Here is a 14716-nt window from a genome sequence, read left to right as displayed (position 1 = left end):
GCCGTGAACGGGCGCGCTCGCCGGTGCGCGGCACCTCCTCAGGAGCGGGTGACGACGATCTCGCGCTTGAGGATCTTCCCCGTGGGGCCCTTGGGGAGCTCCGCGGTGAAGGTGACGATCCGCGGGTACTTGTACGCCGCCACCCTCTCCTTGACGTAGTCGCGGATCTCCTCGGCCGTGGCCTCGGCGCCGCTGCGGAGGGCGATCACCGCCGCGACCTCCTCGCCGTGCACCTCGTGCGGCACGCCGACGACCGCGGCCTCGGCGACGGCGGGGTGCTCGTACAGGACTTCCTCGACCTCCCGCGGGTACACGTTGTAGCCGCCGCGGATGATCAGGTCCTTCTTGCGGTCGACGATGAAGAAGAAGCCTTCCTCGTCGACGCGGGCCAGATCGCCGCTGTGGAACCATCCGCCGCGCACCGCCTCTCCGGTCGCCTCCGGGCGGTTGAAGTACCCCTTCATCACGTTCTCGCCGCGGATCGCGATTTCGCCGACCTCGCCCGGGCCTAGCTCCGAGCCGTCCTCGGCGACGAGCCTCATCTCGACCCCGCGGATCGGTACCCCGATGGAGCCGGCCTTGCGCGGGCGGTCCGGGTGGTTGAAGGAGGCCACCGGTGACGTCTCGGAGAGGCCGTAGCCCTCCAGCACGGTGGCGCCGAAGCGCCGCTCGAATCCATGCAGCACCTCGACGGGGATCGCGGCGCCGCCCGAGACGGCCAGTCGGAGCCGGCAGGCGTCGAAGCCGTCGGGGAGCTCGGCGTGGAGCAGCGCCGAGTACATCGTCGGCACGCCGAGGAACACGGTGACCCCGTCACGGTGCATGACCTCCAGCGCCCGCTGCGGATCGAACCGCGGCAGCAGGGTCAGTGTCGCCCCCGCGGCCACGGCCGTGTTGAGCGCACAGGTCTGCCCGAACGCATGGAACAGCGGCAGGCCGCCGAACAGGACGTCGTCGGGGCCGACGTGCAGCAGCGTCTCGGCGGTGGTGGCCGTGTTCGAGACCAGGTTGCGGTGCGTCAGCTCGGCTCCTTTGGGCGTGCCGGTGGTGCCCGAGGTGTAGAGGATCAGCGCGGGTTCGTCGTCCTCCCGGTCGACGGCGCCGGACAGCGGTTCGGCGGCCGTGAGCAGGTCGTGAAACGCCGCGGCCTCCGTCACCAGGTACTCGGCTCCCACCTCGGCGGCGGCCTTCGCGACCTCCTCCGCGAACAGCGGGAACGTCACCGCGACGCGGGCCCCGGAGTCGCGCAGGACGTAGGCCACCTCACGGGCCTTGAGCAGGGGGTTCATCGGCACGACCACACCCCCGGCCCTGAGTATCCCGTAGTAGACGACGGGGAAGAGCGGCACATTCGGCATCGTCATGGCGACGCGGTCGCCCGGCAGCAGACCGCCGCCCTGAAGCACCGCCGCGAACCTGGCACTCGCGTCGTCCAGTTCGGCGTAGGTCAGGGTGGTGTCGTCATGGCGTACGGCGACCTGATTGCGGCGGGCCGCCGCGGAGTTCACCAGGAACGCGGCGAGGTTGGTCATGTCGGCAGTCTCCTTCTGTCGGGCTCAGCCGTCGGCACGGTGCGGGCGGCGGTCGCGGCATTCGCCGCCGGGGCGGGATGCGCGCAGGCTTCGCGGCCGGATGACGTCGCGTGGGGTGATCCCGCGACGTATCTCCATGGCGAATGGACCATGGGCGGCTGCACCTGGCGGATCGGTGTCCTGGTGCCGGGCCAGCCACAGTCGCAGCAGGTGGCGCTTGCGTTCGGGTTCGTCGAAGTCCTCGAACTCCGAGCGGGCGTGCATGACGGCGTGGTTGTCGACCAGCAGCAGGTCGCCGGCTTCCAGGCGGAGGCCGAGCCGGAGGCGGGGGGAGCCCGCCAGGGCGTCGACCAGGTCGTAGAGCTCCGTGTCCGCCGGTTCCGGCCGGGGTACGCCGGCGAGGCTCCGTGCGGCCGCCAGCCGGCCGCGGTCGTAGCGCATGCTCAGTGCCGCGCCGTACCTGGTCGCGAGCGGGGCGGCCAGGTACGGGGGCTCGCCGGGCGCATGCTCGTCACGCCGGTCGAAGAAGTGGGTGCGGTACAGGCGCTCCACGAGGTCCGGGCGGATATCCCTCATCGCATTGTGGACCGCGGCCGAGCTGACGAGGGATGTACCTCCGCCCGAGCGTGCCGGCCGGAGGCAGAGCAGGCCGAGCAGATCCGACTCGTCGGTGTGGAACGGCACGCTCGTCCGCGTCCCGTGCCCGGGCACCGCAGAGCCGGCCGCCGTACCTCCGGTGTCCCGGACGTGACAGAGCGTGTGGCCGTCCGCGTCCTGGGGGACGGGCCGCCCCAGGTGCCGGCCGATGCCATGGAGGACGGCGCCGGCGTCCGCCTCGCTGAGCTCACCGACCGGGATGCCCTTGATCAGGAGGAATCCCCGTCCGGATGCCAGCTCCTCGGCGATGCCCGCCAGCTCACCGGCGAACGTGGGGAGCGGGAAGTCCGCGGCGGTCATCCTCAGCAGGGTGGTACCGCGTCTGCGTGCTGTGCCCAGCGCCGTCCTCAGTTCGGCGATCTGCGGGGACGAGAGCCGGAGGACCCAATCCTCGCGGTCCGCCAGGTCCGGGCCGTGCCAGACGGCCGGACCCGTGAAAGGCTCGCGCGCCATGTCCCTTATGTCTGTGATGTCAGGCATGTTCGCCTCCGATTCCTGACGAGCCGATCCGGTCCGCCGGACCGGCGTCCACCCCGGGCGTGCCCGGTCGCCGAACCCCGATCGCCGGGGCCCGCGTTGAGGGGATGCTAGGGTGCGCGGACCCCCCGTGCTTGACGTGACGGGACGGGAAACTTAACTTCTGGGGACCAAGCATCTGGAGCGTCCCCATGAGGCCCCTGGTCCGTACCGCAGCGCTGAGCGGCTATGTCGAGCTGAGCCGCGCTCTCGGCATCGACCCGCACGCGCTGATGAAGCGCGTGGGTCTGGACACCGCGGACCTCGCCGTCCAGGACCGGTGGATCTCCGGCCCGGCCGTCGTCCGCCTCCTGGAACTCTCCACGTCCGCCTCGCACCACGACGACTTCGGCCTGCGCATGGCCGAGCTGCGCCGCTTCTCGAATCTCGGCCCCATCAGCCTGGTCGTCCGGGAGGAGCCCGACGTACGCAGTGCGCTGGGACTGCTGCTCCGTCACGAGCACATGTACAACGAGCTCCTGCACGCGCGCCTGTCCGAGCGGAACGGCCTGGCCACCATCAAGGTGGACCTCCGGCTCGGCGAGACGGCGCCGCCGGCCCGGCAGGCCACGGAACTGGCCGTGGGTGCCTTCACCCGCATCCTGCGAGGTTTCCTCGACCCGCGGTGGCAACCGGTCTCGGTGTGGTTCGCCCACAGCGCGCCGGCGGACTCCGGCAGGCACCGCCGCCTGTTCGGCCCCGGGCTGGAGTTCGACCGCGAGTTCAACGGCATCGTCTTCTACGCCGACGACCTCGACGCGCCCAACGCCATGGCGGACCCGCAGCTGCGGAACTACGCCCGGCAGTACTTCGACACCATCGCCGTTCCCAGGGACACCTCGGTGGTGGACCGGGTGCGCGAGCTCATCGAGGCCCTGCTGTCGACCGGCCGATGCTCGATCGAGCAGGTCGCCCGCAGCCTCGGCGTCGACCGGCGCACCGTCCATCGTCACCTTGCCCACTCGGGCGAGACGTTCTCGTCGCTGCTCAACGCCACGCGGATGCGGCTCGCGGAGCAGTTTGTGGCCAATCCCCGCCGCTCGCTGACGGAGATCTCCGATCTCCTGGGCTTCTCGTCGCTGAGTGCGTTCTCCCGGTGGTTCCGCGAGCAGGCCGGGTGCAGCCCGAGGGAGTGGCGCAAGGAGAAGGGCCGGCAGCAGGAGCCCGGCCGGGGCTGACGCCCACGGCAGCACAACGCTCGCGCGGCGCCTCGGCCGCCGGCCCCGGGCTGTCCCCAAATGACAAGTCGCCTGTCACCACAGGTCAAGCAGCCGTGTTCGCCCGGCCCTACGTTGGCTGCACCGCTCAAGGCGGTCGGCTGCTGGAGGGGAGCCGGGCCGTTCCCCCGCAGGACGCTCCCTTCCGGACCAGCCGACCGCAGCCGGGCCGGGGTGCCCCACGTTCTCCCTGCCCACCGCAGTCCCTGCCGTCCAGAGGCTCCGACAGCGCAGATGCCGCCGGTCACGGCAGGTGATCATCCGTACGCAAAGGAGAAGGACCGTGCATTTCCACGACGACTCGCTCTACCCCGAGAACCAGCAGAAGCTGGTCATCCAGGCCGCCCCCTACGGGCCGGAGTGGCTGCCCGGTGACGCCGACGACCTGCCCCTGACCATGGACGAGCACGTCCAGGCGGCCGTCGACTGCTACAACGCCGGTGCCACGGTGCTCCACATCCACGTGCGCGAGCTCAACGGCAAGGGTTCCAAGCGGCTGTCCATGTTCAACGAGCTGCTGGGCCGACTGCGCGAGGCCGTGCCGGACATGGTCCTGCAGATCGGCGGATCGATCTCCTTCGCCCCCGAGGGCGAGGGCGCCGACGCCAAGTGGCTCGCCTACGACACCCGCCACATGCTGGCCGACCTCACCCCGGCGCCGGACCAGGTGACCATCGCGATCAACACCAGCCAGATGAACATCGTCGAGATCATGACCGACGACGACCTGGAGGGCACCTCGATCGCGAAGCCGGAGTACTACCGGGCCTACCGGGACATGTACCTCGAGGCCGGCCCGGAGTTCTACCTCGAGCACCTCAAGCGCCTGCACGCGAGCGGCGTCCAGCCGCACTTCCAGCTCGCCACCCTCGCCCAGCTCGAGACCGTCGAGCGGCTCATCCGCGCCGGCATCTACACCGGCCCCCTGATCCTCAACTACGTGGCGATCGGCGGCGGTTTCTCCGGCCGGCACCCGGCCGACCTGATCGAGTTCATCCGCCGTGTCCCGGACGGCGCGGTCCTCACCATCGAGAGCTCCATGCGCGCCGTGGCGCCGATGAACGCCGTCGCCATCGCCCTCGGCGTGCACGTCCGGGTCGGCAACGAGGACAACCTGTGGCGGCGCAAGGGCGAGCGGATGTCCTCCGTCGAGCAGATCGAGCAGACGGTCCAGATGGCCGACGCACTCGGCCGCGACATCGCGACCGGCGCGGAGGCCAAGGAGATCTACAAGATCGGCGAGTACTACGCGAACGCCGACGAGACCCTCGCCCGCCTCGGCATGGTCCCGAACCGCCGGCCGGGGCAGCGCGGCTTCATGCTGCGCGACCTCAAGAGCTGACCCGGACACCCGCACCGCACACAAGCCCCCACACACGAGCAATCGGAGCAACCCTGTGGCCCACGCCGTCCGCTTCTACGAAACCGGTGGTCCCGACGTCCTGACATGGGAGGAGGTCACCGTCGGTGACCCGGGTCCGGGCGAAGTGCGCATCCGGCACGTCGCCGTGGGCCTCAACTTCGCCGACACGTACTTCCGTACCGGTCTCTACCCGGTCCGGCTGCCCGACGGTATCGGCGTCGAGGCCTCCGGCGTGGTCGAGGCCGTCGGCGAGGGCGTCACCCACGTCGCCGAAGGCGATCGCGTCACCTACACTGGCAGCCCGCTGGGGGCGTACAGCACGGAGCGGGTCATGCCCGCCTCGCACCTGATCAAGCTGCCGGACGACATCAGCTGCGAGACCGCCGCCGCGATGACCATGCGCGGGCTCACCTCGGCGTACCTGCTCCGCCGGATCCACCCGCTGAAGGCCGGCGACACCGTGCTGCTCCACGCGGCGGCGGGTGGCGTCGGCCTGATCGTCAGCCAGTGGGCCAGGCTCCTCGGCATCACCGTGATCGGAACGGTGTCCAGCGAGCAGAAGGCGGAGCTCGCACGCGCACACGGCTGCGAGCACATCATCCACTACCGGCGCGAGAACGTGGCCGAGCGGGTCCGGGAGCTGACCGACGGCGCCGGGGTGCCGGTCGTCTTCGACAGCGTCGGCAAGGACACCTTCGCCGGCTCGCTGGCTTCGCTGAAGCGCCGCGGCCTCCTGGTCTGCTTCGGCACGGCCTCCGGTCCGGTGCCACCGATCGACGCCATGCAACTCGCCGTGAACGGCTCGCTGTTCGTCACCCGTCCGGCACTGGCCGACTACATCGCCGAACCGGCGGAGCGGGACGCCCTGGCCGGCGAACTGTTCGGCCACGTCGGCTCAGGACGCATCAAGATCGAGATCAACCAGCGCTACTCCCTCGAGGACGCCGCACAGGCGCATCGCGATCTGGAAGCCGGACGGACCACGGGATCCTCCGTCTTCGCCCTCTGAGAACAGTCCTCCGCGAGCAGTCCTCCGAGGACGGCCTCAGAGGACACCCCGCCACACCTCACCCCAGGAGTGAGCACCATGCCCAACACCCTCCGGCCGAAGGAACACCCGCCGGCCCTGCTGCGCCCCGGCGTGCTCCGCACCTCCCTCGACGTCGAGCCGCTGACCTGCACCATCGGCGCCGAGGTCGCCGGCGTGAGCCTTGCCGACGCCGCTCGTGACGACGCCCTCTTCGCCGAGATCAGAGGCCTGCTGCTGCAGTACAAGGTCCTGTTCCTGCGCGACCAGGACATCACGCGCGCCGACCACGTCGCCTTCGCCGAACGCTTCGGTGCGCTGGAGGACCACCCGGTGGCCGGCAGCGACCCGGACCACCCGGGCCTGGTCCGTATCTACAAGGACCTGGACAGCGCGCCCGAGCACTACGAGAACGCGCTCCACACCGACGGTACCTGGCGCGAGAACCCGTCCATGGGAGCCGTACTCCGCTGCGTCGAGTCGCCCCCCGTGGGCGGCGACACGATCTGGGTCAACATGGCCGAGGCCTACCGCCGTCTCCCGGAGCACATCAAGGCGCAGATCCAGGACCTGCGCGCCCGGCACAGCATCGAGGCGACCTTCGGCGCGGTCATGCCCGAGGAACAGCGTCACGCGCTCAAGGCCCGGTTCCCGGACGCGGAGCACCCGGTGGTGCGCACCCACCCGGAGACCGGCGAGAAGATCCTCTTCGTCAACGGCTTCGCGACGCACTTCGTCAACTACCACACGCCCGCGAACGTCCGCTTCGGCCAGGACTACGCGCCGGGCGCGAGCCACCTGCTGAACTACCTGATCAGCCAGGCCGCGGTCCCCGAGTACCAGGTCCGCTGGCGCTGGACGCCGAACAGCGTGGCCATCTGGGACAACCGCTCCACCCAGCACTACGCCGTCCAGGACTACTGGCCCGCCGTCCGCAGGATGGAGCGCGCCGGGATCGTCGGCGACAGACCGTTCTGATCCTTCCCTTTCCAACAAGAGCAGTTGAGGTGATGACAATGGGGTTTCTCACCACTGCGGAACCCGCTCCGGGGAGAACCGGCTCCGGCTCCTCCGAGTGGCCGGTGTCCCGGCGCTACGCCTGGGTGGTCTTTGCACTGAGTTTTGGACTCCTGCTCTCGGACTACATGTCCCGGCAGGTGCTCAACGCCGTCTTCCCGATGCTGAAGGCCGACTGGCTGCTCTCGGACGCCCGACTGGGGTCCCTCAGCGGCATCGTGGCGCTGATGGTCGGTCTGCTCACCTTCCCCCTCTCGCTGCTGGCCGACCGATGGGGCAGGGTGAAGTCCCTGGTCATCGCGGCGACGCTGTGGAGCCTGGCGACCCTGGGCTGCGCGGTGGCGGCGAGCTACGGCCAGATGTTCATCGGCCGGCTCTTCGTCGGCATCGGTGAGGCCGCGTACGGCAGCGTCGGCATCGCCGTGGTCCTCAGCGTCTTCCCGCGCGCCCTGCGGGCGACGCTCTCCGGCGCCTTCATCGCCGGCGGGGCCTTCGGCTCGGTCCTGGGCATATCCATCGGCGGCGCCGTGGCCCAGGCGTACGGCTGGCGCTGGGCGTTCGGCGTGATGGGCGTCTTCGGCCTGGTGCTCGCCGGCGTCTATGCCGTCGTGGTCACGGAGAAGAGGCTGGCCCCCCGGCCGGTGCCGGCCGAGGACACGGCCGGCACCGTCCCGCGCGGCGAGCTCCGCGTGCTCCTGCCGCGGCTGTTCTCCTCCGTCTCGGTGGTCAGCGCCTACATCGGCAGCGGTCTGCAGCTGTTCATCGCGGGCGCACTGATCGCCTGGCTGCCCAGCTACTTCAACCGCTACTACGACATGCCGCCCGCGAAGGCCGGTGCGACCGCGGGCCTCTTCGCCCTGGTGATCGGAATCGGCATGATCGCCGGCGGAATCGCCTCGGACCGGATCAGCCGGCGCGCACCGATCCGCAAGTGGACCGTCGCCATCGGCTGCAGCATGGGCTCCCTCGTGCTCCTGATGACCGCGTTCCGTCTGCCGGCCGGCCCGGTGCAGCTGCTGGTGCTGGCGCTGGGAACCCTGCTGTGCGCCGGAACGGCCGGGCCCGGAGCCGCCATGGTGGCGAACCTGACCCCCGCGGCCATCGCCGCGACGGCGTTCGCCACGCTCACGCTGGCTCAGAGCCTGCTCGGACTGGCCCCCGGTCCCTCGGTCACGGGGATGCTCGCGGACCGGCTCGGTCTGCTCGGCGCGCTTCGGCTCGTCCCGCTCGTGGCGATCGCGGCCACCGCGGCCCTCCTGATCGGCCGCAGCCGCTACGAACACGACCTCCGCCGCCTCACCCCACCCGCCGCACCCGCCGCACCCGCGGAGCTCAAGGAACCGGAGCCGTCTTCATGACGGGGACCACAGAGCCGACGATCGTGATCGTTCCCGGCATGCGGGAACACGTCGAGGACCACTGGCAGACCATTCTGGCCAAGGGGCTCGGCGATGCGGGCCGCACCGTCCGCGTCGTTCCCCCGCTGGTGCGCAACCGACTCAGCCGCGACGCCCACGTCGCCAACGTGGTCGAGGTGATGGCGCAGATCACCGGGCCGGTCCTCATCGTCGCCCACAGCGCGGGCGTGATGACCACGATGCAGTGGGCCCAGTGGCACGATGCGGACGTCCGGGGCGCCCTGCTGGCCGCGCCCCCCGACTTCGAGACACCGCTGCCGGACGGCTACCCCGCCCCGGACGAGCTCGCGACACACGGCTGGACACCCATGCCCCGCAAGCCGCTGCCCTTCCCCAGCATCGTGGCGGCCAGTTCCAACGATCCCCTGGGATCCCTGGAGCGCGTCGCCGAACTCGCCCGGGACTGGGGGAGCCGCCTCGTGGAAGTCGGTCCCGTCGGACACCTCAACCCCGCCTCGGGACACGGTCCGTGGCCCCAGGCCGAGGAACTCGTCGAGGCGCTCGAACACGGCTGGTGCGGTACGGCACCACGGCCCGCCTCGTAGACCGTAGGCCCGTAGCACTCCTGCCCACTGCGCTGCCCCCGGAAAGGCAACGATGAACACTGACACCGACCTGCTGTGGTCACCCGGTCGCCGCGAGCTCGAGGACTCCAACGTCGCGGTCTTCATGGAATGGCTGGAAGAGGTCCGGGGACTGTGCTTCACCGACTACGCCGAGCTGTGGCGGTGGAGCTCCACCGACCTGCCCGGATTCTGGTCGGCGGTGTGGGAGTTCTACGGGCTCGACGCCGTCACCGCCTACGACGAGGTACTGGGCGACGCATCGATGCCGGGAGCCTCCTGGTTCACCGGCGCCCGGCTGAACTTCGCCGAGCGGTGCTTCGCCCGGGCCACCGACGCGCGTCCCGCGCTGGTCGCCGTGGCGGAGGGCGGCACGCCCGTCGAGATCCCGTGGGAGGGGCTGCGCCGCGAGGTCACAGACGTCGCGGCGGCCCTGCGGCGGATGGGGGTGGGGCCCGGCGACCGTGTCGCCGGGTATCTGACCAACATCCCGCAGGCGGTGGTGGCCCTGCTGGCCACCGCCGCCCTCGGCGCCGTGTGGACGGCCTGCTCGCCGGACTTCGGCACTCCCAGCGTGCTCGCCAGGCTGGGGCAGGCACGGCCCACGGTCCTCGTGGCCCAGGACGGGTACCGCTACGGCGGCAAGGAGTACGACGGGCGCCCCGCGGTCGCCGAACTCCTGGACGGACTGCCCACCGTCCGTCATCTCCTCGCCGTGGACCGTCTGTTCCCGGCGCCGGCCGATGCCTGGTCCACCCGGCCGGACGTCGAGCAGCACGTCTGGTCCGCGCTGCCGGCGGCCGACGAGGCGCTCGTCTTCGCCGACGTGCCCTTCGACCATCCGTTGTGGATCCTGTGGTCGTCCGGGACCACAGGCGTACCCAAGGGGATCGTGCAGGGCCACGGCGGCATCGTGGTGGAACTGCTCAAGGCGCTCGGTCTCGGCGCCGACCTGCGCCCCGAGGACCGGTACCTGTTCATCACCTCCACGAGCTGGATGGTCTGGAACTTCCTCGTCGGCGGCCTGCTGCACGGCAGCACGATCGTCCTCTACGACGGCAGCCCCACCTTCCCCGACGTCGGCGGTGCCTGGCGCGTCGCCGAACGGACGCGGGCCACCGTGGTCGGCGTCGGTGCGGCCTACCTCGCGGCAGTGGAGAAGGCGGACACCCATTCCGCCGTCGAGTTCGACCTCCGCCCACTGCGCTCCGTCCTCCAGACCGGATCCGCCATGGCGCCGAGCACCTGGCGCTGGGTCCACGACCGGCTCGCCCCCGGCGTCTGGCTGCAGTCCGTCTGCGGCGGCACCGACGTCTGCTCCGTACTGGCCGGCGGCTCCGCACTGCTGCCGGTGCGGGTGGGCCGGATCCAGTGCCCCGCACTCGGCGTCGCGCTGGCCGCATGGGACGACTCGGGGCAACCGGTGACCGGCACGCAGGGCGAGCTGGTGGTGACCGCCCCGATCCCGTCCATGCCCCTGCACTTCGTCGACGACCCCGACGGTGAGCGGTACCGCGCCAGTTACTTCGAGACCTACCCGGGGGTGTGGCGGCATGGTGACTGGGTCACCGTCGATCCGGACCTGTCGGTCGTCGTGTCCGGCCGCTCGGACTCCACACTCAATCGCATGGGGGTGCGGATGGGCTCCGCCGACATCTACGCCGTGGTGGAGCAACTCCCGGAGGTCGCCGACAGCCTCGTCGTCGGCGTCGAGCAGGAGGACGGCGTGTACTTCATGCCGCTGTTCGTCGTGACCACCGGGGGCGTGGCGCTCGACGAAGGGCTGCGGGAACGGATCACCTCGGCCATCAAGCGCCGGCTGTCCCCGCGCCATGTGCCCGATGTGATCCTGCCGGTCCCCGCCGTGCCGCGCACGCTGACCGGTAAGAAGCTCGAGGTGCCCGTCAAACGCATCCTGCAGGGTGCACGCGTCGCCGACGTCAGCAGCGACGGTGCCGTCACCCACTTCGAGATGCTGCCCTGGTTCGCCGACTTCGCGTCACGCGGGGCCGTCGCCCCCGGAGCGCCCGGCGATTCCCTTCCTGTGACACCACGCGTGTGACGTGTGGCCGGTGAGCACTGCGCTCACCGGCCAACCACTCGTCGGGTGTGCCGACCACATGATGCCGTCGGCCCGGTTCGGGTCCAGCGCATCGCGCCAGTTGTCCTCGGTGACTCCGTAGTTGTCGGGCATCATCTCCGAGCGGAGCCGGCCGGGAGTGATGGCGACCGCCGTGGCTCCGTGCGGCGCCAGCTCGTGGCCCTGGGAGAAGGCCAGCCGGTTCACGGCCGCCTTGGCCAGGTCGTAGAACACGGAAATCCGGTACCACGACGCGTTGATCTCGGTCGTGCCGTCCGTGATCTCGACGAGGAGGCCGCCGGGCCGGCGGATGAGCAGCGGCAGCAGGTGGTGCGAGGTGATCAGGTGTGTGTCGACGGCGAGTCGGAGGATACGCAACCCGGCGTCGAGGTCGTGCTCCCAGATGGGGGTGTTCCACCGGGCGGGGCCGCCCTTGAGGAGTTCGGCCCCCCAGATGTCGTTGACCAGGACATCGAGGTGACCGTGCTGGTCACGGACACGCCCGGCCAGGTGTGCCACCTGGCCGGAGTCGAGATGGTCGACCTGGATCGCGATCCCGTTGCCGCCGAGTCGCGTCACCAGGTCGGCCGTCTCCTCGATCGTCTCGGGCCGGTCGTAGTCCGACCCTCCGCGGCCGGTCACGCTCGTACGCCCGGTGCAGATCACCGTCGCGCCGGCTTCGCCGAGCGCGGCGGCGATGCCCCGCCCGGGCGCCTCGGGTGGCTCCGGCGACGAGGGCGACACGGCCGCGGAGTGCGTCAGGGTTCGGTGCCCGGTTCACCTGCCGACTCGCAGATCACCGGGCGACGCGGGCCCATACCGTGGCGGGCGGTGACGACCCGGGGCCGCGTGCCTCCAGGGAAGCGGGGTGGCGGTCACCAGTAGTGCCGTCGTCCGCCGACCGCGTGCCCTACCGCTCCCAGAATCCAGAGCAAGGCGCCGATCACGACCAGGATGATCCCGATGGTCCAGAGAATGTTGACACCGGCGAAGAAGCCGATGAGGAGCAGAATGACTCCGAGGATGATCATGACGCCCTCCGGTGACGTGCGGACCCCTCTCTTCTCGCAGCTCCCCGCGTTTTTGCGGGGCAAACCGGGTCTCGCCCGGATGTTGAGGGGCGCCTGGCGGCGGACTGTGCCGCCGACCTGGCCGGACTGATCCCGCTGTACGAGGGCGCCGCCCGCCGGATGCCGGACCAGGGCATTGACCACGGGAACCCGGGGCGAGAACAGAGCCGATCACTTCCGGCATCGGATGCGGCCGGAGGCCTGGCGACTTCCAGCTGGAAGCGGGCTCCTCCCTCACCGGTCTTGTCAACCAGCTGGACGCCGCGCTCCCCAAGCAGGGCCTCACAGAACTGATGGACCAGGCCAACCGGGGGGCCGGCTGGGAGGGCGCCTGCGGCTCCGCCGGCAGCTACGGCCCCGACCTCGCCGTGAATCACCTCGTTGCCGGAAGAGCGACGACGCCACGTCCACGGAGTGGATACCGCAGGCCATCTCCGGCGTCTGGGACGTGCAGGAGGACGAGGACTGGGGAACCTCCAACGCCGAGCACATCGCCGTCGGGGTCGTACGACGCGGAGAACCCCGGTTGCAGCGACTACTTGGATCGCACCGACACGGACCACCTGGTCCTCGGCGAGTACTGCAACACCAACAACGGCGGCTCCAGCTCGGGTCGCGTCGGCACGTACCCGATGCCGCCCTCACGGCCGCCGTCGAAGGCGCGGCCGGCACGACAGCCGACGCGGACGCGGCGTACGGCCTGCCTACCGGACGAGCACGCAACCCCGGCTCCTACTGCGCTCGCACGTCTCGCCCGGCGTCGGCCGGCGCTGCCAAGGGCCTTCTGGAGACCGGCTCCCCGCCCAGCGCAACGGCGGGGAGCGTCTCGTACCGCGACTCCGGCGTGACAAGGAGCGCCGGGCAGGCAGCATCGCGGCAGGCGACGCCCCCTTCACCCGGGTGTTGTCCGCTCGTAGCCCACTGGCAGGGTCGCCAACATCTATGAGTGCGTTTGTTGACCCAGAGTGGCAAAAACCAAGGCCGACAGGCCCATCGCACGAAAAGAGACAGAACCTCATGTCGAACCGCCTGACCCGCCGCACCGTGGCCCGCGCAGCCACCGCACTGGCCGTCGGCTCCTGCGCCCTCGCCGTCGTCGTGCCCATGGCGGCCGCCGACACCGGGCCCGCGCCCGTCGCGTCGGAGCTGGGCAAGGAGCACACCTTCGGTCCGCGCGGTTTCGACCTGCAGGCCCATCGAGGAGGCCTGGGGCTGGTCGTCGAGAGTACCGCGGCCTCTTTCGCCAACGGTCTGGAAACCGGAGTGAGCACCCTCGAGCTCGATGTCCAGATCACGGAGGACCACCAGGCGGTCGTCACCCACGACCGGAAGATATCCGGCACGAAGTGCAAGGACACGGGTCCCGCCACGCCTGGCGATCCGGAGTTCCCCTATGTCGGCAAGTACATCGTCAACCTCTCCCTGGCCCAGGTCCGCACCCTCGACTGCGGCTCCCTGACCCTGCCCCAGTTTCCCGGGCAGCGCCCGAGCCCGGGTGCCCGGATGCCTCTGCTGACCGAGGTCTTCGACATCGTCAAGACGTACAAGGCGAAGAAGGTCTGGATGAACATCGAGACCAAGGTCGAGGCCGGTGCCCCGCACGAGACCGCGCCCCGGGAGGAATTCGTCCAGGTCGTCGCACGGCAGGTGCGCGAGTCGGGTCTCTCGGACCAGGTGTCCATCCAGAGCTTCGACTGGGGCGCGCTGATGCGTATGCGCGAGGTGGCGCCCGAGCTGCCGATCGTGGCACTGACCAACGGCCAGCAGTTCCTGCAGGTGGGTATGGACGGCGCTTCACCCTGGCTCGGCGGCATCGACATCGACGACTTCGGCGGAGATCTGGTCGCGGCTGTCAAGTCCTTCGGTGCGGACGCCATTTCGCCGGTGCACGGCAACCCCCAGAACGGCACGGTCACCGACCCGGCATACGTCCCCTACACCACCAAGAAGCTGGTGGACGACGCCCACAGGGCCGGCTTGAAGGTCATCCCCTGGACGGTGGACGACAAGCCCACCATGCACAAGCTGATCGACGACGGCGTGGACGGCATCATCACCGACTACCCGGACCGGCTCCGCGAGGTCATGGCGGAGCGCGGCTTCAAGCTGCCCAAGCAGTACACCCCCGAGCCCCACGACGCGCGCTGACGTCAAGGCCGTGCAGAGGCGGGGGGGGGGGGGGCGGGGGAGGGTGGGGCTGGGGGCGGGGGCGCCTGCGGCGCGCCCCGCGCCACCCCCGGGTTCCCCTACGCGCGG

Annotated in this window: 11 protein-coding genes and 1 pseudogene; 8 read left to right on the top strand and 4 right to left on the bottom strand. The window is 70.5% G+C overall.

Translation table 11 applies throughout. From position 1 onward, the window contains the following. Positions 1-38: 38 nt before the first annotated feature. Both ACFV9O_RS26770 and ACFV9O_RS26765 read right to left on the bottom strand, forming a co-directional pair. Entirely contained in the window at positions 39-1532 is a 1494-nt protein-coding gene (locus ACFV9O_RS26770; RefSeq protein WP_385422059.1) for a long-chain fatty acid--CoA ligase, read from the bottom strand. 24 nt (positions 1533-1556) lie between these two features. Continuing rightward, the gene (locus ACFV9O_RS26765) at positions 1557-2669 is read right to left on the bottom strand and encodes a TauD/TfdA family dioxygenase (RefSeq protein ID WP_385422057.1); all 1113 of its coding nucleotides are present in this window, start codon (positions 2667-2669) and stop codon (positions 1557-1559) included. A gap of 188 nt (positions 2670-2857) precedes the next feature. On the opposite strand from ACFV9O_RS26765, the gene ACFV9O_RS26760 reads away from it, so the two are divergent. From ACFV9O_RS26760 to ACFV9O_RS26730, 7 genes are all read left to right on the top strand, one after another. Continuing rightward, the gene (locus ACFV9O_RS26760) at positions 2858-3883 is read left to right on the top strand and encodes an AraC family transcriptional regulator (RefSeq protein ID WP_385422055.1); all 1026 of its coding nucleotides are present in this window, start codon (positions 2858-2860) and stop codon (positions 3881-3883) included. 322 nt (positions 3884-4205) lie between these two features. Continuing rightward, entirely contained in the window at positions 4206-5264 is a 1059-nt protein-coding gene (locus ACFV9O_RS26755; protein ID WP_385422053.1) for a 3-keto-5-aminohexanoate cleavage protein, read from the top strand. 55 nt (positions 5265-5319) lie between these two features. Further along, entirely contained in the window at positions 5320-6294 is a 975-nt protein-coding gene (locus tag ACFV9O_RS26750; RefSeq protein ID WP_385422051.1) for a quinone oxidoreductase family protein, read from the top strand. Positions 6295-6372: 78 nt separating this feature from the next. Beyond that, entirely contained in the window at positions 6373-7290 is a 918-nt protein-coding gene (locus tag ACFV9O_RS26745; RefSeq protein ID WP_385422049.1) for a TauD/TfdA dioxygenase family protein, read from the top strand. 38 nt (positions 7291-7328) lie between these two features. Then, entirely contained in the window at positions 7329-8687 is a 1359-nt protein-coding gene (locus ACFV9O_RS26740) for an MFS transporter (protein ID WP_385422047.1), read from the top strand. Next, positions 8684-9292 (top strand): RBBP9/YdeN family alpha/beta hydrolase, encoded by a 609-nt coding sequence (locus ACFV9O_RS26735; protein WP_385422045.1) that lies wholly within the window; start codon positions 8684-8686, stop codon positions 9290-9292. The genes ACFV9O_RS26740 and ACFV9O_RS26735 overlap by 4 nt, the downstream gene beginning before the upstream one ends. A gap of 52 nt (positions 9293-9344) precedes the next feature. Continuing rightward, positions 9345-11372 carry an acetoacetate--CoA ligase gene (locus tag ACFV9O_RS26730; RefSeq protein WP_385422043.1) on the top strand — a complete coding sequence of 676 codons (2028 nt, stop codon included), beginning with the start codon at positions 9345-9347 and terminating at the stop codon, positions 11370-11372. Here ACFV9O_RS26730 and ACFV9O_RS26725 read toward each other — a convergent pair. Next, positions 11310-12171: pseudogene (locus ACFV9O_RS26725) on the bottom strand (SDR family oxidoreductase). The gene ACFV9O_RS26730 and the pseudogene ACFV9O_RS26725 sit on opposite strands and share 63 nt — an antisense overlap. A 94-nt stretch (positions 12172-12265) precedes the next feature. Further along, positions 12266-12421, bottom strand: coding sequence for a DUF6131 family protein (locus ACFV9O_RS26720; RefSeq protein WP_385422040.1), 156 nt, complete (start codon positions 12419-12421; stop codon positions 12266-12268). 1056 nt (positions 12422-13477) lie between these two features. Here ACFV9O_RS26720 and ACFV9O_RS26715 point away from each other — a divergent pair. Beyond that, the gene (locus ACFV9O_RS26715) at positions 13478-14608 is read left to right on the top strand and encodes a glycerophosphodiester phosphodiesterase (protein ID WP_385422037.1); all 1131 of its coding nucleotides are present in this window, start codon (positions 13478-13480) and stop codon (positions 14606-14608) included. The last annotated feature ends 108 nt before the right edge of the window (positions 14609-14716 follow it).

The organism is Streptomyces sp. NPDC059909, assembly GCF_042730885.1.
Lineage (GTDB): Bacteria > Actinomycetota > Actinomycetes > Streptomycetales > Streptomycetaceae > Streptomyces.
The sequence above is the reverse complement of the archived record's forward strand: the minus strand, read 5'-3'. Positions and strand labels throughout refer to the sequence as shown.

Excerpts from the sequence above, each read along its gene's own strand:
- ACFV9O_RS26765 (WP_385422057.1), bottom strand. The coding sequence starts at position 2,669 with ATGCCTGACATCACAGACATAAGGGACATGGCGCGCGAGCCTTTCACG.
- ACFV9O_RS26715 (WP_385422037.1), top strand. The coding sequence starts at position 13,478 with ATGTCGAACCGCCTGACCCGCCGCACCGTGGCCCGCGCAGCCACCGCA.
- ACFV9O_RS26735 (WP_385422045.1), top strand. The coding sequence starts at position 8,684 with ATGACGGGGACCACAGAGCCGACGATCGTGATCGTTCCCGGCATGCGG.
- ACFV9O_RS26740 (WP_385422047.1), top strand. The coding sequence starts at position 7,329 with ATGGGGTTTCTCACCACTGCGGAACCCGCTCCGGGGAGAACCGGCTCC.
- ACFV9O_RS26730 (WP_385422043.1), top strand. The coding sequence starts at position 9,345 with ATGAACACTGACACCGACCTGCTGTGGTCACCCGGTCGCCGCGAGCTC.
- ACFV9O_RS26760 (WP_385422055.1), top strand. The coding sequence starts at position 2,858 with ATGAGGCCCCTGGTCCGTACCGCAGCGCTGAGCGGCTATGTCGAGCTG.
- ACFV9O_RS26720 (WP_385422040.1), bottom strand. The coding sequence starts at position 12,421 with ATGATCATCCTCGGAGTCATTCTGCTCCTCATCGGCTTCTTCGCCGGT.
- ACFV9O_RS26770 (WP_385422059.1), bottom strand. The coding sequence starts at position 1,532 with ATGACCAACCTCGCCGCGTTCCTGGTGAACTCCGCGGCGGCCCGCCGC.
- ACFV9O_RS26745 (WP_385422049.1), top strand. The coding sequence starts at position 6,373 with ATGCCCAACACCCTCCGGCCGAAGGAACACCCGCCGGCCCTGCTGCGC.